This is a genomic window from Micromonospora sp. NPDC049102, assembly GCF_043197485.1.
In the GTDB taxonomy this organism is placed as follows: Bacteria; Actinomycetota; Actinomycetes; order Mycobacteriales; family Micromonosporaceae; genus Micromonospora.
The window spans coordinates 19817-36908 of record NZ_JBICTE010000001.1 but is presented as its reverse complement, the minus strand read 5'-3'; the positions used below and the strand labels follow the sequence as shown (position 1 = coordinate 36908).

Genomic DNA, 17092 nt, shown 5'->3' with positions numbered 1-17092 from the left:
CGATGGCGGCCCAGGTACGCGTTCTTCGTCAACGAATCCGCTCGGCGAAGTCGATGAAGAAGATCACCAAGGCGATGGAGCTCGTGGCGACGAGCCGGATCGCCAAGGCCCAGGCGCGGGTGCAGGCGTCCCTGCCGTACGCCGAGGCCATCACCGGTGTGCTCACGGCGCTGGCGTCCAACGCGCGGATCGACCACCCGCTGCTCACCCCGCGCGAGCGGGTGCGGCGGGCGGGCGTCCTGTTGGTCACCAGCGACCGTGGCCTGGCCGGCGGTTACAGCTCCAACGCGATCAGGATGGCCGAGTCGCTGATCGCACGCCTCAAGGCGGACGGCAAGGAGCCGGTGCTCTACGTCATCGGGCGTAAGGGCGTCGGGTTCTACCGGTTCCGTGACCGGCCGATCGAGGCGAACTGGACCGGGTTCAGCGAGCAGCCGTCGTTCGAGGACGCCCGCGCCGTGGGTGAGACGCTGATCAAGGCGTTCACGGCCGGCGCGGACGACGTCGACGGTGGCGCTGGCGCGGACGGGGTGCTGGGCGTGGACGAGTTGCACATCGTCTACACCGAGTTCCACTCACTGATGACGCAGAACCCGGTCACCAAGGTCATCGGTCCGATGCAGGTCGAGGACCGGCCGCGCTCCGAGGGGCTGCTGCCGGCGTACGAGTTCGAGCCGGAGGCGGAGGCGCTGCTCGACGCGCTCCTGCCGAGGTACATCAACACGCGGATCTACGCGGCGTTGCTGGAGTCGGCGGCGAGTGAGTCGGCGGCACGGCGGCGGGCGATGAAGAGCGCCACCGACAACGCCGAAGAGATGATCGAGAAGTACACGCGTGAGATGAACTCGGCCCGTCAGGCCGGGATCACCCAGGAGATCAGCGAGATCGTCGGCGGCGCCAACGCGCTTGCCGCGTCGGGAAGTGAAGTGTGATGACTGCACCAGTAGAGACCAAGACGGCCACGGGTCGCGTGGTCCGGGTCATCGGCCCGGTCGTCGACGCCGAGTTCCCGCGCGACGGCATGCCGGCCCTGTTCAACGCCCTGAACGTCACCGTGAGCCTGTCCGGCGGTGAGAAGACGCTGACCCTGGAGGTCGCCCAGCACCTGGGTGACAACCTGGTCCGCGCGATCTCGATGCAGCCGACGGACGGTCTGGTTCGCGGCGCGGAGGTGCGGGACCGCGGCGAGCCGATCAGCGTGCCGGTGGGCGACGCGGTCAAGGGCCACGTGTTCAACGCGATCGGCGAGGTGCTCAACCTCAAAGAGGGCGAGACGTTCGAGGCCGACGACCGGTGGGGCATCCACCGCAAGGCCCCGGCCTTCGCGGACCTGGAGCCGAAGACCGAGATGCTGGAGACCGGCATCAAGGTCATCGACCTGCTCGCTCCGTACGTCAAGGGCGGCAAGATCGGTCTGTTCGGCGGCGCGGGCGTGGGCAAGACGGTGCTCATCCAGGAGATGATCACCCGGGTTGCCCGTAACTTCGGTGGTACCTCGGTCTTCGCCGGCGTGGGTGAGCGCACCCGTGAGGGCAACGACCTGATCGCCGAGATGACCGAGTCCGGCGTCATCGACAAGACCGCGCTGGTCTACGGCCAGATGGACGAGCCGCCGGGCACGCGTCTGCGGGTCGCGCTCTCCGCGCTCACCATGGCGGAGTACTTCCGCGACGTGAAGAAGCAGGAGGTGCTGCTCTTCATCGACAACATCTTCCGCTTCACGCAGGCGGGTTCGGAGGTCTCCACCCTGCTCGGCCGTATGCCGAGTGCCGTGGGTTACCAGCCGACCCTGGCCGACGAGATGGGCGAGCTCCAGGAGCGGATCACCTCCGTCCGGGGCCAGGCCATCACCTCGATGCAGGCGATCTACGTGCCGGCGGACGACTACACCGACCCCGCCCCGGCCACCACGTTCGCCCACCTCGACGCGACCACCAACCTGGAGCGGTCGATCTCCGACAAGGGCATCTACCCGGCCGTGGACCCGCTGGCGTCCTCGTCCCGGATTCTCGCCCCGGAGTTCGTCGGCCAGGAGCACTTCCAGGTCGCCACCGAGGTGAAGCGGATCCTGCAGCGCTACAAGGACCTGCAGGACATCATCGCCATCCTCGGTATCGAGGAGTTGTCCGAGGAAGACAAGATCACCGTGGCCCGGGCCCGGCGGATCGAGCGCTTCCTCTCGCAGAACACCTACGCGGCGGAGCAGTTCACCGGCGTGCCGGGCTCGACGGTCCCGATCAAGGAGACCATCGAGGCGTTCCGCAAGATCAGCGAGGGTGAGTACGATCACTTCCCCGAGCAGGCGTTCTTCATGTGCGGCGGTCTCGAGGACCTGGAAGCCAAGGCTGAGGAGCTGATGAAGGCCTGACAGCCCTCGTCGTACCCGTACCGCAAAAGACTGCCCCGGCAATGTCGGGGCAGTCTTTTGTTCATCTTCACGTCTTAGCATCGTCGCGGTCCGTTACTCGTGGTCGTCGCTCGACCGGTACGCGAGATACGGTCGGTCCGCGCGTTCACGTGAACGGCGCTGACTTCTGCAACCTTTCGACGACGTGCGCCCGTCTCCACTACGTGGGCGTAGCGAACGGAGATGAGCGTGGGTAAGGCCGGCAAGCGTGGCCACAAGTCGTCCATCTGGCGGGGTGTGCCGCGCTGGGCCAAGCTCTGCACCGTCTTCGGCCTCGTGCTGACCGTGCTCAGCGGTGGGGCGCTCGTCGGCAGCGAGGTGCTGATGGCCCGCTACGAGGGTGCCGTCGGCAAGGCCGACCTCTTCGGTGACCAGGCGGCGGGCGCCAAGGAGAAGAAGAGCGACATCAAGGGCCCGCTCAACCTCCTGCTGGTCGGCATCGACCCGCGTACGCCGACGGCTGCGCCGCTGGCCGACTCGATCATGGTGCTGCACGTTCCGGCGTCGATGGACCGGGCCTACCTCTTCTCGTTGCCGCGCGACCTCTACGTCGACATCCCCGCGTTCAAGAAGGCCAACTTCGGCGGCGAGACGACGAAGATCAACGCCGCGATGTCGTTCGGGAGCCGGGTGCCGGGCGGCAACCCGGACGCGGCGCGCGGCTTCGAACTGCTGGCCACCACCGTGCAGAACGCCACCGGCATCAAGCGCTTCGACGCGGGCGCGATCATCAACTTCACCGGCTTTCAGAAGATCGTCGACGCGATGGGCGGCGTCGACATGTACGTCGAGCGGGACGTGAAGTCCGAGCACAAGCAGCCGGACGGCAAGCCCCGGCCCGGCAACACGCGTGGCGAGGGCTACGTCGGCCCGCAGGCGATCTACAAGAAGGGCACCCATCACCTCAGCGGGTGGCAGGCCCTGGACTACGTCCGGCAGCGCTACCCGAAGAACGGTGTTCCGGACGCGGACTACGGCCGGCAGCGCCACCAGCAGCAGTTCGTGAAGGCGATGGTCGGCCAGGCGTTCAGCGCCGACGTCGTGGCCAATCCGATCAAGCTGGACAAGGTGCTCCGCGCCGCCGGCCAGTCGCTGATCTTCAACGGTCGGGGCAACAGTGTGGTCGACTTCGGGCTCGCCCTGAAGAACATCCGCCCGAACACCATCCAGATGATCAAGCTGCCGGGCGGCCCGGTCTTCGAGGGCAAGACCTACAAGGGTGAGCAGTTCCAGGCAGGCGTCCCGGAGTTCTTCACCGCCCTGCACAATGAACAACTGGACCCGTTCCTGCTCGAGCACCCGGAATTCCAGAACAAGAGCAAGTAGGCGTGGCGCAGCTCTCGCCACCCGCGTTGGGGGCGGTTCGGCGGCACGACTAGACTTTCGGCAATCCGTCGCCGCAGCAAGGAGACAGCGTGGCACAGCAGCTTCACGTCGAGCTCGTCGCCGTCGAGGAGAAGGTCTGGTCAGGTGAGGCCGAGATGGTCGTCGCCCGGACCACCGAGGGCGAGCTGGGTGTCCTGCCGGGTCACGCGCCGCTGCTCGGCCAGCTCGCCGAGCCCGGTCAGGTTCGCATCAAGCTGGCCGGCGGCGAGCAGGTCGCGTACGACGTGGCCGGCGGCTTCCTCTCGGTGAGCGCCGAGGGCGTCACCGTGCTGGCCGAGAGCGCTACCCCGGTTTCCGCGCAGAGCCGCTGAGCCACACCGCGGATGCAGATCGTCGAAGGGATCGGGATCGGCGTCGCCGTCATCCTCGTCGCGCTTCTCGTGCTCTTCGTCCGGCGGGCCGTCGTCACCCGCAGCGGTGGCATCATCCGGCTCAGCGTTCGGGTGACCACCGTGCTCGACGGGCGTGGTTGGTCACCGGGGTTCGGCCGGTTCGCCGGTGAAGAACTGCGCTGGTACCGGATGTTCAGTTTCGCACTCCGTCCCAAGCGGGTCCTGTCCCGCAAGGGTCTCGCGGTCGAGCGTCGGCGGTTGCCCGAAGGGCAGGAACGGCTCTCCATGCCGGCCGACTGGGTGATCCTCCGCTGTACGAGTCACCACGCACCGGTAGAGATCGCCATGGCGCGATCGACCGTCACCGGCTTCCTCTCCTGGCTCGAGGCCGCCCCTCCGGGGGCGGTCTCGCAGCGTCTGGCCTCCCAGGACTGGCCGGCTGCCTGATCTGCCCTGTGGGTTGCTCCTGGCTCTCCTGGCTGCTCCTGCGGGTTTCCGTGGTCGCTGTTTGGGGTTTCCGGGGCAGCCCGCCCGGCTCCGGGCGGTCAGGCTTGATCCCTGCCCCGGGCGGACTGCCCCGGAAACCCGTCCGCGGCGCTGTGCGTCGGTCCGGTCCGGGTTTCGATCACCCTGCCGTTACCGGTTCGGTGAGTCTCGCCTTCATGCGTCGCCCGGGGGTTTGATCGACTCGGCTTTCTTGACGTCGGGGTGTTTCCGTGGCGGGGATGCCCCGACGTCGTCGAACCGGAGTCGATCAACGCGCTGGTCAGGTCCAGGTGGCAGCTCCGCCGACGCGTGAGTGCGGCTGGAGCGGGAACTATCCCAGCACGGCGCCCATCATCAGCGCTTGCCGCCCGGCACCCATAGCACATCGCCCGCCGGATTTGCCGTTCTTGACAGGATGAAGAGCAGATCGGAGAGCCGGTTGAGATACTTTGCCGGGAGCGGGCTGGTCCGGTCCGGATCGTGGCTGACCAACGCCCATGCTGCCCGCTCGGCTCGTCGGGCGATGGTCCGCGCCACGTGCAGCAGCGCCGCGCCCGCGGTGCCGCCCGGGAGGATGAAGGAGTCGAGCTTGCTCAGGCGCGCGTTGTACTCGTCGCACCAGCCCTCCAGGCGCTCGACGTACTCCTCGGTGACCCGCAGCGGCGGGTACTTCGGCTCCGGCTCGACCGGCGTGGACAGGTCGGCGCCGACGTCGAACAGGTCGTTCTGCACCGACGCCAGGACGACTTGCAGCTCCTCGTCGAGCTGGCCCAGGGCGAGCGCGACACCGATCGCCGCGTTGCACTCGTCGACATCCGCGTACGCGGCGATCCGTGGATCGGTCTTCGGGACCTGTTCGTTGTTGCTCAGCCTGGTCATGCCGGCGTCGCCGGCCTTGGTGTAGATGCGCGTGAGGTGGACGGCCATGACGCACAGCCTACGGATACCCGACCTGACGATCCCCGCGCGACCGGACGCGACAGCCGGCTGGCCGGCGGTGGTGGGCCCGGGCGACGCCGGTGACACGGCGGTCAACGACGTCGACGTCATCCGCGTCTGCGGTGCGGCCCGCCTGGCCGGCACCGTGCACGTGGTCGGCGCGAAGAACTCGGCGCTGAAGCTGATGGCCGCCGCGCTTCTCGCTCCCGGCCGCAGCGTGATCACCAACGTTCCCCGGATCACCGACATCGCGATCATGGGGGAGGTGCTGCGGCGGCTGGGCTGTGACGTCCGGTTCGACGCGGACGACCCCGTCGACCCGATGGTGGCCCGGGGCGGGGTCGCGCGCTCCCGTTCGGTGACCATCGACGTACCCGAGGAGCCGGGCGCGGAGGCCGACTACGACCTCGTCCGGCGGCTGCGCGCGTCGATCTGCGTGCTGGGCCCGCTGCTGGCTCGCCGGGGTTACGTGCGGGTCGCCCACCCGGGCGGCGACGCGATCGGCTCGCGCGGCCTGGACATGCACATCTCCGGGTTGACCCGGATGGGCGCGGAGATCTCCGGCGAGCACGGCTTCGTCATCGCCGAGGCCCCGCACGGGCTGCACGGCGCGGACATCGTGCTGGACTTCCCCAGCGTGGGCGCGACCGAGAACCTGGTGATGGCGGCGGTCCTGGCGCAGGGCACCACGATGATCGACAACGCGGCCCGGGAGCCCGAGATCGTCGACATCTGCACGATGCTCAACCAGATGGGCGCGCGGATCTCCGGCGCCGGCACGTCCACCCTCCGGATCACCGGCGTGCCCGGCCTGCGCCCGGTGCGACACGCCACCGTCGGGGACCGGATCGTCGCCGGCACCTGGGCGTTCGGCGCCGCGATGACCCGTGGCGACGTGACGGTGACGGGGCTGGACCCGGCCTACCTGGAGGTCGCGCTGGACAAGGTCGTCGCGGCCGGCGGTCTGGTCGAGACGCGCGGTGACGGCTTCCGGGTACGCATGGACGACCGCCCCCGTGCGGTGGACGTGGTGACGCTGCCGTACCCCGGGTTCGCCACCGACCTGCTGCCGATGGCGATCGGGCTGGCCGCGGTCAGCGACGGCGCGTCCCTGATCACGGAGAACATCTTCGACGGCCGGTTCATGTTCGCCAACGAGATGATGCGGCTGGGCGCGGACATCAAGACCGATGGGCACCACGCGGTGGTCCGGGGGCGGGAGCGGCTGTCCGGAGCGCCGGTACGGGCCACCGACATCCGCGCCGGTGCCGGGCTGATCATCGCCGCGCTCTGCGCGGACGGGCCCACCGAGGTCTCGCACGTGCACCACGTCGACCGGGGGTACCCGGATTTCGTGGCCGACCTGCGTGCGCTCGGGGTGGCGGTGGAGCGGGGAACCGCGCCCGAGGAGCCGTCGCTGGAGATCTGACCACCGACTTAGCCATCGTTCAGGCTCGCGGACTAGGGTCTGTTTCACACAGACCCCTAGGGTGCAGGCAGGCACTCAATCGCAGCGAGGGAGTAGCAGATGGCGGGTCGACTCGCGGTCGTCGGGGCCGGGCTGATGGGCTCCGGCATCGCCCAGGTGGCGGCGCAGGCGGGCTGGCAGGTGACGCTGCGCGACCTGGACGACGCGGCCACCACCCGAGGGCTCGGCGGTATCCGGAAGTCGCTGGAGAAGTTCGCCGAGAAGGGCAGGATCGAGGCGTCCGACGTCGAGGCGACGCTTGCCCGGATCACCCCCACCACCGATCTGGAGGCCGCGGCTGACGCGGACATCGTGGTCGAGGCGGTCTTCGAGCGGCTGGAGATCAAGCACGAGGTGTTCCGGGCTCTGGACAAGATCTGCAAGGCCGACGCGGTGCTCGCCACCAACACGTCGGCCATTCCGGTCACCCAGATCGCCGCGGTCACCGAGCGGCCCGAGGCCGTCGTCGGCACGCACTTCTTCTCACCGGTGCCGATGATGCAGCTCTGTGAGCTGGTGCGCGGCTACAAGACGAGCGACGCCACCCTCGACACCGCGCGGGCCTTCGCCGAGGAGATCGGCAAGACGGTCGTCGTGGTCAACCGGGACATCGCCGGTTTCGTGACCACCCGACTGATCTCCGCGCTGGTGATGGAGGCGGTCAAGCTCGTCGAGTCCGGCGTGGTGTCCGCCGAGGACCTGGACACGGCCTGCCGGCTGGGCTTCGGGCATGCCATGGGTCCGCTGGCCACCACCGACCTGACCGGGGTGGACGTGCTGCTGCACGCCTCGAAGAACATCTACACCGACACGGCCGACGAGAAGTTCTTTCCGCCGGAGCTGCTCCAGCGCATGGTCACCGCGGGCGACCTGGGCCGCAAGACCGGCAAGGGCTTCTACACGTACTGAGTGGGTGACGACCGGGGCGGCGCTGCCCGCCCCGGTCGGTCCGCTCACCCGTCGCGCTTGGTGGTCCAGCGGAAGGTGGTCAGGCAGAGCACCAGACCGATCACGCACCACAGAGCCAGCACCAGCGCCACCCGCCCCAGCTCGAACGAGCCGCCCGGTTCCTGCGCCCCGAAGCTCTCCGGCAGGAAGACCGCCCGCAGCCCCTGACACATCCACTTGAGCGGGAACAACGCTGCCACCTGCTGCATCCAGGTGGGCAGGTCGGTGAAGACGAAGAACACCCCGGAGATGAACTGGAGCACCAGGGCCACCGGGGTGACCACTGCCGAGCCGCTGCGGGCGGTGCGGGCCAACGACGAGATGGCGATGCCGCACAGGGTGCACGCGGTCACCCCGAGCACGGAGACCCAGCCGAAGGTGAACCACTTCCCGGCGCTGCCGGGCAGGTCGAGGTCGAACAGCGCCACCGCGACGGCCAGCAGCAGCACGGTCTCGGCGATCCCGATGGCCACCACCATGATCACCTTGCCGGCGAACCAGACCCACTTCGGCATCGGCGTCCCCCGGTAGCGCTTGAGCACACCCCGATCCCGCTCGATCGGGATCCAGATGCCCAGGTTCTGGAAGCTCACCGTCATCAGACCGGTCGCGATCATGCCGGTGATGAAGTACTGGGTGAACCGCACCCCGCCGCCGATCGTCCCGTCGAAGATCGACGCGAAGATCAGGATCATGATGATGGGGAAGCCCATCGTGAAGACCACGGACTCCCGGCTGCGCAGGAACTGCGTGATCTCCAGCCGGCCCTGGCGTAGGGCGAGGGAGCCGGCGCGAGGTGGGCGGCCGCGGCCGGCGGTGACCGGGGTGGCCGGCTTCGTCGTGGTCGTCATCGCGCTTGTCCGATCATGGTGAGGTAGACGTCCTCCAGGGTCGGCCGGGTCACGGTGAGCCCGGGGACCTCGCCGCCGTAGCGCGCGGCCAGGTCGGCCACGAGGGCCGTCGGCGTCGCGCTCTGCGCGCTCTCCCAAACCCCTTCCGGGGTACGCCAGGAGACCGTCGCCAGGGACTCCTGGCGGTTGCCGAGCCGGTTCGGTGCGGCCACCTCGACCAGCCGGCCGCCGGCGATCACGCCCACCCGGTCGGCGAGCGTCTCCGCCTCGTCCAGATAGTGGGTGGTGAGCAGGATCGTGGTGCCGGCGGCGGCGAGGTCGCGGATCAGCTCCCAGAACTCGCGGCGTGCCTCCGGGTCGAAGCCGGTGGTCGGCTCGTCGAGGAAGAGCAGTTCGGGGCGGCCGATGATGCCCAGCGCCACGTCGAGGCGGCGCTTCTGGCCGCCGGAGAGGGTGTGCGTACGGGCCTTCGCCTTCGCGGCGAGCCCGACCCGCTCGATCACCTTGGCGGGGTCGTCGGCGTCGGGATAGAAGCCGGAGAAGTGCCGGACCACCTCGGCCACGGTCAGCTCGTCGAACTCGCCAGTGCCCTGCAACACGATGCCGACACGGGAGCGCCAGTCGGCGTCGGGTCGGGCCGGGTCCGCGCCGAGCACGGCCACCTCGCCGGCGTCCCGGTGCCGGTAGCCCTCCAGGATCTCCACGGTGGTGGTCTTGCCCGCGCCGTTCGGGCCGAGCAACGCGAACACCTCGCCCCGGTGGACGTCGAGGTCCACGCCCGCCACCGCCACGTTGTCGCCGTACGCCTTGCGCAGCCCCCGGACGGAGATGGCCAGCTCGTCATCCATGACGTCCAGTGTGCGTCCTGGTGGCGATCGGCGGGTGCCCGGGGTATGGCGGTCCGGGCCACCGCGCGCGCTTCGCACCCGGGCGTCCTCGACATGGACCTGTGTGGTTTTCCACAACCTCTTCTACTGAACGGTAACTTAGACTCCGGCCATGGATGAGACGCCGAGCCGGTTGCCCGAGCGGGATCGCCCGTGGGTGATGCGCACGTACGCCGGCCACTCGTCGGCCGCCGCCACGAACGCGCTCTTCCGCCGCAACCTCGCCAAGGGCCAGACCGGTCTGTCGGTCGCCTTCGACCTGCCCACCCAGACCGGGTACGACCCCGACCACGAGCTGGCCGCCGGTGAGGTCGGCCGGGTCGGCGTGCCGGTGGCCCACCTGGGGGACATGCGGGCGCTCTTCGACGGCATCCCGCTCGCCGAGATGAACACCTCGATGACCATCAACGCCCCGGCGATGTGGCTGCTCTCCCTCTACGGGACCGTGGCGATGGAGCAGGGATGGACCGTCGACAGGCTCTCCGGCACCACCCAGAACGACATCATCAAGGAGTACCTGTCCCGGGGGACGTACATCTTCCCGCCGGCGGCTTCGCTGCGGCTGACCGCGGACGTCATCGCCCACACGCTGACGGCGATGCCGAAGTGGAACCCCGTCAACATCTGCTCGTACCACCTCCAGGAGGCCGGCGCGACGCCCGTGCAGGAGGTCGGCTTCGCGCTGGCCACCGCCGTCGCCGTCCTCGACGCGGTCCGCGACTCCGGCCAGGTGCCCGCCGAACGGATGGGCGACGTCGTGCAGCGCGTCTCGTTCTTCGTCAACGCGGGCGTGCGCTTCGTCGAGGAGATCGCCAAGATGCGCGCTTTCGGCGTGCTCTGGGAGGAGATCACCCGCGACCGGTACGGCGTGACCGATTCCCGGCAGCGGCGGTTCCGCTACGGCGTACAGGTCAACTCGCTCGGCCTCACCGAGGCGCAGCCGGAGAACAACATCCAGCGCATCGTGCTGGAGATGCTCGGCGTGACGATGTCCCGGGACGCCCGGGCCCGTGCGGTGCAGCTACCCGCCTGGAACGAGGCGCTCGGCCTGCCCCGCCCCCGGGACCAGCAGTGGTCGCTACGGATGCAGCAGGTCCTGGCGTACGAGTCGGACCTGCTCGAATACCCCGACCTGTTCGCCGGCTCGCACGTGATGACCGCGCTCGTCGACGAGATCGTCACCGGGGCACGGGCCGAGCTGGACGCCGTGTTGGAGCTGGGCGGCGTGGTGGCCGCCGTGGAGACCGGCTACCTCAAGAGCGCGCTGGTCGCCTCGCTGGCCGACCGCCGTCGCCGGATGGAGACCGGTGTCGACGTGGTGATCGGCGTCAACCGGTACACCGAGACCGAGGCCTCTCCGCTGACCGCCGCCGGTGCGCAGGCCGTCGAGCAGGTAGATCCCGCGGTCGAGGCGGCCGCCATGGAGGGCGTACGCCGGTGGCGGGCCGACCGGGACGCGGCAGTGGTCGACGCGGCGCTGGCCCGGCTCCGCGCGGACGCCGCGACCACCACCAACCTGATGCCGGCGACCGTCGAGTGTGTGCGGGCCGGGGTGACCACCGGCGAGTGGGCCGGCGCGCTGCGCGAGGTCTTCGGGGAGTACCGGGCGCCGACCGGCCTGGCCGGTGCCACCGGCAGCGGCGGTGAGCCGGGCCTCGTGGCTGTCCGCGAGCGGGTCGCGGCCACCGCGCGGGAACTGGGCACCGGCCGGCTGCGGCTGCTCGTCGGCAAACCCGGCCTGGACGGGCACTCCAACGGTGCCGAGCAGATCGCGGTACGCGCCCGCGACGCCGGCTTCGAGGTCGTCTACCAGGGCATTCGGCTGACCGCCGGACAGATCGTGGCCGCCGCCGTGGAGGAGGACGTGGACCTGGTCGGGCTGTCCGTGCTGTCCGGCTCGCACCTGGCGGCCGTACCCGCGGTGCTCGACGGGTTGCGCACCGCCGGCCGGGCGGACCTGCCGGTGGTGGTGGGCGGCATCATCCCCGCCGGCGACGCGGACACCCTGCTCGCCGCCGGGGTGGCCCGGGTTTTCACGCCGAAGGACTTCGCCCTCACCGGGATCATCGACGACCTGGTGACGGTCATCCGGCAGGCCAACGACCTGCCCTGACCGGGTCCGTCGAAGGGTCAGCGGCCGGCGTAGGTCATGCAGTCGGCCATGTCGTTGTCCGGGCCGACCTTGATGGACGACGCGTGGCACTCCAACTGCTCGTTGTGTCGGCAGTCGGAACGCTGGCAGGCACCCACCTGTGCGGTGAGGCCGTCCACCCCGCCCCGGACGGGTGACTCGACGAAGGTGTGGCAGTGCGCGTGGTCCATGCTGCCGATGGTGATCGCGAACGCGTGACAGTCACCGCCCTGGTTGTACGCGCACGCAGCGACCACACACTCCTGGACCCGGGGCATCTCCATCGCAGTGGTCATGCTGACCTCCTTTAGGCTTGCTTGTCACGATCGTAGGCATTTGTCGGTCCAGCTGGGGCCCGATATGTCCGTCTGGCGATCGGCGTCGGCCCCGGTGTTCGGGGCGGATACCCGTATCGGCGTGACCGACACGAGATCGCCGACATCGCGGCATCAACCCGCCCCGGAGACCCCGATGTCGGCGGATCACCACCTGTCCACGGCCTCCATCGCGCCGGATGGGTGCGATGTCCGTTCCGGGTGGCTGTGGGGGTGTGACCGGCCGCATCCGTCGGGCGGAATCGTGGCGGGCCCGGGGTCGTTACATACCCTGACGATCGCAGGACCACGGCCGGCCAGCCCGTTCGCGCGGGTGGGAATGGCGGACCGGGCCGGGTCGTTGTGCAGTCCCTCGAACGACCGCGGGCCTCGCCGCCCGCCCGGCTTGATCCGGTTCCGCCCGGTGCGCAGCCCGGGAAATGACCCCGGTCAGCCGGTCGTTACACCCGGTTCCGGCGCCACGAGCCCCCCGCTCGCAGGCCGCCGACCCGAGACTTCTCAAGCGCCCGGACGAGGTGCTGATCCCCACGTCACCCGATCCCCCCGAGCAGGTGTGTGGGTGTTTCCGACCCCCGAAGGAGCTACCCCCATGAACACGATCTTCCGTAAGAGCATGCTGTCCGTTGCTGGTCTGGCGTTCGCCGGTGGTGTGTTCGCCGGCCCGATCGCCGCCCACGCCGCCACTCCGGTCGAGGCCAAGCCCGCCGCCGTGGCGGTGCAGACTGCGGCACCGAAGCCGCAGGGCGACCAGTCGCACATCACCCTGAACGACGAGCAGAGGACCAACGTCAAGGCGATCATCGCGGCCACGAAGAAGGCCGGCCTGCCCGAGCGGGCCGCGGTCATCTCGATCGCGACGAGCCTGCAGGAGTCCAAGCTGGAGAACCTGGGTCACCTGGGTGACGCCAACGACCACGACTCCCTCGGCCTGTTCCAGCAGCGCCCGACCTCGGGTTGGGGCACGCCGGAGCAGATCACCAACCCGGAGTACTCCACGACGGCGTTCCTCAAGGGCCTCAAGCAGGTCGACGGCTGGCAGGACATGCCGCTGACCGACGCCGCGCAGACCGTACAGGTCTCGGCCTACCCCGACGCCTACGCCCAGTGGGAGCAGCAGGCCACCGACCTGGTTGGCCAGCACTGGAACAGCTAAGACAAACCGATGGCCGGCACCCCACCCGGGGTGCCGGCCATCGACGTACCGGCAGATCTTCAAGGTGTGAGCGCTACCGCCGCAGCCGGAGGTCAGACGCGGAAGCCAGCGGCGCGAGCCGCCTGGCGTTCCCGCCGGCGTTCGGAGCGTCGACGCAGGAACCAGTAGGCGAAGCCGACCAGCCCCACCAGGAAGGCGAGTACCAGCACCGGCAGGATGACCGCGACCAGGGACATGACCACGCTCGTCGCGTCCTCGGCGGTGCTGGCCACCGGTGCGCCGAACCCGGCGGTGGTCGCGTTGATGACTGGCCGCGCGGCGGACTTCAGCAGATGTACGCCGAAGGCGAGTAGGACCCCCGTGGCCACGGGCACCCACTGGTGCGAGGTGAAGAAGCTCCCCGGGTCGCTGACGGTCACGGTCTCCGACGACGAGCCCGCACCGAAGGCGAGGCCGCCGGCGGTGGGCCGGACGACGGTCTGCACCACGTCGTTGACGTGGTCGACGACGGGCACCTTGTCCGCCACCATCTCGACGGTGAGAAGTACGGCCAGGATGACGATGACCCAGCCGTTGCCGAGCCAGGTCCAGCCACTGGGCAGGTCGATCAGGTTGGTGTAGCGGCCGAGTAGGCCGAGGACGAGCAGGGGTATGTAGGCGTTCAGACCCGCCGAGGCGGCGAGACCGGTACCGGTGAGGACTTCGAACACGGTCTCAGCATCGCACCGACGCGCCAGTGCCGCTCGGTGGCGCTCGCGGGCCCCTCGGCTACCCTCGTCGGGTGCGGTTGGTCATTGCGAAGTGCTCGGTGGACTACGTCGGACGGCTCTCGGCTCACCTGCCGCCGGCCACCCGGCTGTTGATGGTGAAGGCGGACGGGTCGGTGTCGATTCACGCCGACGACCGTGCGTACAAGCCGCTGAACTGGATGAGCCCGCCCTGTCGGCTGGAGGAGGCCCCCGGCGTGTGGCGGGTGGTCAACAAGGCTGGCGAGGAGCTGCGGATCACCCTGGAGGAGGTCTTCCAGGACACCTCGTACGAGCTGGGCGTTGATCCCGGCCTGCGCAAGGACGGGGTGGAGGCGCATCTCCAGGAGTTGCTGGCGGCCAACCCGGGCGTGCTGGGCGAGGGGTACACGTTGGTGCGCCGCGAGTACATGACGGCGATCGGTCCGGTCGACCTGCTGTGCAGGGACGCGAACTCCGGTGCCGTCGCCGTCGAGATCAAGCGGCGCGGCGAGATCGACGGGGTGGAGCAGTTGACGCGCTACCTGGAACTGATGAACCGTGACCCGCTACTCAGCCCGGTCACCGGGGTGTTCGCCGCGCAGGAGATCAAGCCGCAGGCCCGGGTGCTCGCTGCCGATCGGGGCATCCGGTGCGTGGTCGTCAACTACGACCGGCTGCGCGGGATCGAGAAGGACGAGCTGACCCTCTTCTGAGCCAGCTCACGCCCCGGTCCGGACGGCGATCAACGACTTCGGCAGGCCGACCACCCGCTCGACGAGCATCGTCGAGTCGGGAAAGTAGTGGCGCATCTGCGAACGGTCCAGCAGTTCGGTCCAGAGCACCTGGTGGATGGCTGCCTCGTGGCTGCGGGTGGGTTTGTGCCCGAGGGGCCAACGGCGGGCGAGCGCGGTGCGCATCCGGATCGGCAGGAACTGCATCCCCGGTGCGATCCAGTGCGGCTCGATGGGGAAGTACCGGTAGGGCGTCTGCACCCAGTGCCGATCAGCCAGCGCGCGGGCTGCGGCGGCGAACCGCAGCCGGCGTTCGTGGCCACCGACGTGCTCCAGCACGGAGTTGGAGAAGACCAGGTCGTAGGTGCCCTTGGTGACGTGGGCTGGCAGGTCGCAGGCGTCGGCCTGTTCGACGTGGGCCCACTCGGGTACGGCGGCGGGCGGCGGTTCCAGGTTGACCACGGTGACCCGGGCCGGCCGTACGGTGGCGCGGTACCAGGTGCCCAGCCGGCCACCGAGGTCGACGACGTGCATGTCGCCGATGTCGGGGAAGGTGCGCGCCAGCCATTCCGAACGACGACGCCGCTGCCGAGCACTCCACGACTGGTCACTGTCGACAAGGCGGTGGCGCAAACCATTGTGGCCCATTTAACGCAATGTACCGCCGTGCGTACGGCGTAAAAACATGTGGATACACCGATCGGGCCGCAGATCGGCTATCCGACACTCATCTGCCGTACATCACCTTGATGGCCTTGACGAGGCGTGCCACGTCGCCAGGGGTGCGCTCGAAGGTCATCGATGGCAGCAGTGACCGCGCCCGACGTCGCGTGATGGCCTTGGCTCGGCCGAATTCGCGGAGACCGTCCTCGCCGTGGATTCGGCCGAAGCCGGAGTCGCCGACGCCGCCGAACGGCAACGTGGACATCCCGGCGAAGGTCAGGGTCGAGTTGACCGAGGCCATGCCCGAGCGCATGCGCCGCGCGATGGCCACCGCACGCTGCCGGCCGAAGACCGAACCGCCCAGGCCGTACGACAGGGCGTTGGCGCGTGTCACGGCCTCGTCGGCGTCGCGGACCCGGCTGATGGTCACCGTCGGGCCGAAGGTCTCCTCGCGGACGGCGGCCGACTCCTCCGGTACGTCCACCAGCACGGTCGGGTGCACGTACGGTGGCTGCACCGCGTCCGGGCCGCCGAGCACGGCGCGACCGCCGGAGCCGACCGCGGCCTCGATGTGGCGGCGGATCACGTCGATCTGGCTGGGCATGGTGATCGGGCCGATGTCGGCGCCGTCCGGTCCGACGGTCAGCCGGCCGGCGCGGGCGACCACCTTGTCGACGAAGGCGTCGAAGACCGCGTCGACGGCGTAGACGCGTTCGATGCCGATGCAGGTCTGGCCGGCGTTGGTCATGGAGCCCCAGACGCAGGCCTCGGCGGCGGCGTCCAGGTCGGCGTCGCTGTCGACGATCATGGCGTCCTTGCCGCCGCCCTCGATCAGCACCGGCGTCAGCGTCTCGGCGCAGGCGGCCATCACCTTGCGAGCGGTCGCGGTGGAGCCGGTGAAGGCCACCTTGTCGACCCCGGAGCGGCACAGGGCCGCCCCCACGTCGCCGAGCCCGTGCACGGCGGTGAACACCGGCTGCTCGGGCACCACCTCCGCGAACGTGTCCACCAGCCACTGGCCGACCACGGGTGTGTATTCGCTGGGCTTGAGCACGACGGCGTTGGCGGCGGCCAGGGCGTACGCGACAGAGCCGATCGGGGTGAGGACCGGGTAGTTCCACGGCCCGATCACACCCACCACGCCGTGCGGCTGGTATTCCAGATGCGCGGAGAACTCGGCGAGGACGAGCCGGGACCGCACCCGGCGGGGGCCGAGCACGCGGCTCGCGTTGCGGGCGGCCCAGTCGACGTGCTCGATCGCGCTGGCGATCTCGACGATGCCGTCCGGGATCGGCTTGCCGCCCTCGACGTGCATCAACTCGGCGAGCTGCTCCACGCGCTGGGCGAGCAGCGCGCGCCAGCGCAGCAGCCGCTGGCGACGGCCGGCGAAGCCCAGACCGGCCCACCACTCTCCGGCGGCGCGGGCACGCTCGACGGCCTGCCGTACGTCCGCGTCGGTGGCGGCCGGGAGACGACCGGCCTCGACGCCGGTGGCCGGACTGGTGGAAACCAGTTGGTCCGCCTCGATGAGGGGGGTGCCGGGGACATGCACAGCCGTCATGGCGGAAGTCTAGACCCGAACATTACTCATCGGTAGGCCGCGATTTCGGGTAGCCGGGACGGGAGTCGCGCCTACTGGCCCGCTCG

17 protein-coding genes are annotated in these 17092 nt (G+C 69.6%); 10 read left to right on the top strand and 7 right to left on the bottom strand.

The features are described 5' to 3' along the window. Positions 1–2 precede the first annotated feature (2 nt). From ACGFH9_RS00175 to ACGFH9_RS00155, 5 genes are all read left to right on the top strand, one after another. Positions 3–932: a F0F1 ATP synthase subunit gamma gene (locus tag ACGFH9_RS00175; protein ID WP_393213058.1), complete on the top strand. Its 930-nt coding sequence runs from the start codon at positions 3–5 to the stop codon at positions 930–932. Beyond that, positions 932–2368, top strand: a complete 1437-nt coding sequence (atpD, locus tag ACGFH9_RS00170) for a F0F1 ATP synthase subunit beta (protein ID WP_393213055.1) — start codon at positions 932–934, stop codon at positions 2366–2368. Before ACGFH9_RS00175 ends, atpD begins: the two co-directional genes overlap by 1 nt. Positions 2369–2590: 222 nt before the next feature. Further along, positions 2591–3733, top strand: a complete 1143-nt coding sequence (locus tag ACGFH9_RS00165) for an LCP family protein (protein ID WP_393213052.1) — start codon at positions 2591–2593, stop codon at positions 3731–3733. An 89-nt stretch (positions 3734–3822) separates the two neighbouring features. Then, positions 3823–4104: a F0F1 ATP synthase subunit epsilon gene (locus ACGFH9_RS00160; RefSeq protein WP_393213049.1), complete on the top strand. Its 282-nt coding sequence runs from the start codon at positions 3823–3825 to the stop codon at positions 4102–4104. Between the two features lie 12 nt (positions 4105–4116). Beyond that, positions 4117–4572, top strand: coding sequence for a DUF2550 domain-containing protein (locus tag ACGFH9_RS00155; protein WP_393213046.1), 456 nt, complete (start codon positions 4117–4119; stop codon positions 4570–4572). Between the two features lie 393 nt (positions 4573–4965). Here ACGFH9_RS00155 and ACGFH9_RS00150 read toward each other — a convergent pair whose 3' ends face one another. Then, the gene (locus ACGFH9_RS00150; protein ID WP_393213043.1) at positions 4966–5538 is read right to left on the bottom strand and encodes a cob(I)yrinic acid a,c-diamide adenosyltransferase; all 573 of its coding nucleotides are present in this window, start codon (positions 5536–5538) and stop codon (positions 4966–4968) included. Here ACGFH9_RS00150 and murA point away from each other — a divergent pair. Continuing rightward, entirely contained in the window at positions 5537–6979 is a 1443-nt protein-coding gene (gene murA, locus ACGFH9_RS00145; RefSeq protein ID WP_393213040.1) for a UDP-N-acetylglucosamine 1-carboxyvinyltransferase, read from the top strand. The genes ACGFH9_RS00150 and murA overlap by 2 nt on opposite strands. A gap of 99 nt (positions 6980–7078) precedes the next feature. Next, positions 7079–7927 carry a 3-hydroxyacyl-CoA dehydrogenase family protein gene (locus ACGFH9_RS00140; RefSeq protein ID WP_355237519.1) on the top strand — a complete coding sequence of 283 codons (849 nt, stop codon included), beginning with the start codon at positions 7079–7081 and terminating at the stop codon, positions 7925–7927. Between the two features lie 44 nt (positions 7928–7971). Here the strand turns inward: ACGFH9_RS00140 and ACGFH9_RS00135 are convergent, their stop codons facing one another. Both ACGFH9_RS00135 and ACGFH9_RS00130 read right to left on the bottom strand, forming a co-directional pair. Beyond that, the gene (locus ACGFH9_RS00135) at positions 7972–8817 is read right to left on the bottom strand and encodes an ABC transporter permease (protein WP_393213036.1); all 846 of its coding nucleotides are present in this window, start codon (positions 8815–8817) and stop codon (positions 7972–7974) included. Further along, positions 8814–9665 (bottom strand): ABC transporter ATP-binding protein, encoded by an 852-nt coding sequence (locus ACGFH9_RS00130; protein WP_393213033.1) that lies wholly within the window; start codon positions 9663–9665, stop codon positions 8814–8816. Before ACGFH9_RS00130 ends, ACGFH9_RS00135 begins: the two co-directional genes overlap by 4 nt. Before the next feature lie 151 nt (positions 9666–9816). Between ACGFH9_RS00130 and ACGFH9_RS00125 the strand changes: the two genes are divergently transcribed. After that, positions 9817–11817 carry a protein meaA gene (locus ACGFH9_RS00125; RefSeq protein WP_393213030.1) on the top strand — a complete coding sequence of 667 codons (2001 nt, stop codon included), beginning with the start codon at positions 9817–9819 and terminating at the stop codon, positions 11815–11817. 17 nt (positions 11818–11834) lie between these two features. Here the strand turns inward: ACGFH9_RS00125 and ACGFH9_RS00120 are convergent, their stop codons facing one another. Then, positions 11835–12131 (bottom strand): DUF1540 domain-containing protein, encoded by a 297-nt coding sequence (locus ACGFH9_RS00120; RefSeq protein WP_355063537.1) that lies wholly within the window; start codon positions 12129–12131, stop codon positions 11835–11837. Between the two features lie 628 nt (positions 12132–12759). Here ACGFH9_RS00120 and ACGFH9_RS00115 point away from each other — a divergent pair. Further along, the gene (locus tag ACGFH9_RS00115) at positions 12760–13323 is read left to right on the top strand and encodes a hypothetical protein (protein ID WP_393213026.1); all 564 of its coding nucleotides are present in this window, start codon (positions 12760–12762) and stop codon (positions 13321–13323) included. A 92-nt stretch (positions 13324–13415) separates the two neighbouring features. Here ACGFH9_RS00115 and ACGFH9_RS00110 read toward each other — a convergent pair whose 3' ends face one another. After that, the gene (locus ACGFH9_RS00110; RefSeq protein WP_393213023.1) at positions 13416–14033 is read right to left on the bottom strand and encodes a DUF4126 domain-containing protein; all 618 of its coding nucleotides are present in this window, start codon (positions 14031–14033) and stop codon (positions 13416–13418) included. A 71-nt stretch (positions 14034–14104) separates the two neighbouring features. Between ACGFH9_RS00110 and nucS the strand changes: the two genes are divergently transcribed. Further along, on the top strand, positions 14105–14764 hold the full coding sequence (gene nucS, locus ACGFH9_RS00105; protein WP_039908963.1) for an endonuclease NucS: 660 nt from the start codon (positions 14105–14107) through the stop codon (positions 14762–14764). Positions 14765–14770: 6 nt separating this feature from the next. Here the strand turns inward: nucS and ACGFH9_RS00100 are convergent, their stop codons facing one another. Both ACGFH9_RS00100 and ACGFH9_RS00095 read right to left on the bottom strand, forming a co-directional pair. Next, on the bottom strand, positions 14771–15430 hold the full coding sequence (locus ACGFH9_RS00100) for a methyltransferase domain-containing protein (protein ID WP_393213020.1): 660 nt from the start codon (positions 15428–15430) through the stop codon (positions 14771–14773). A 79-nt stretch (positions 15431–15509) separates the two neighbouring features. Beyond that, positions 15510–17006, bottom strand: coding sequence for an aldehyde dehydrogenase family protein (locus tag ACGFH9_RS00095; RefSeq protein WP_393213017.1), 1497 nt, complete (start codon positions 17004–17006; stop codon positions 15510–15512). Between the last annotated feature and the right edge of the window lie 86 nt (positions 17007–17092).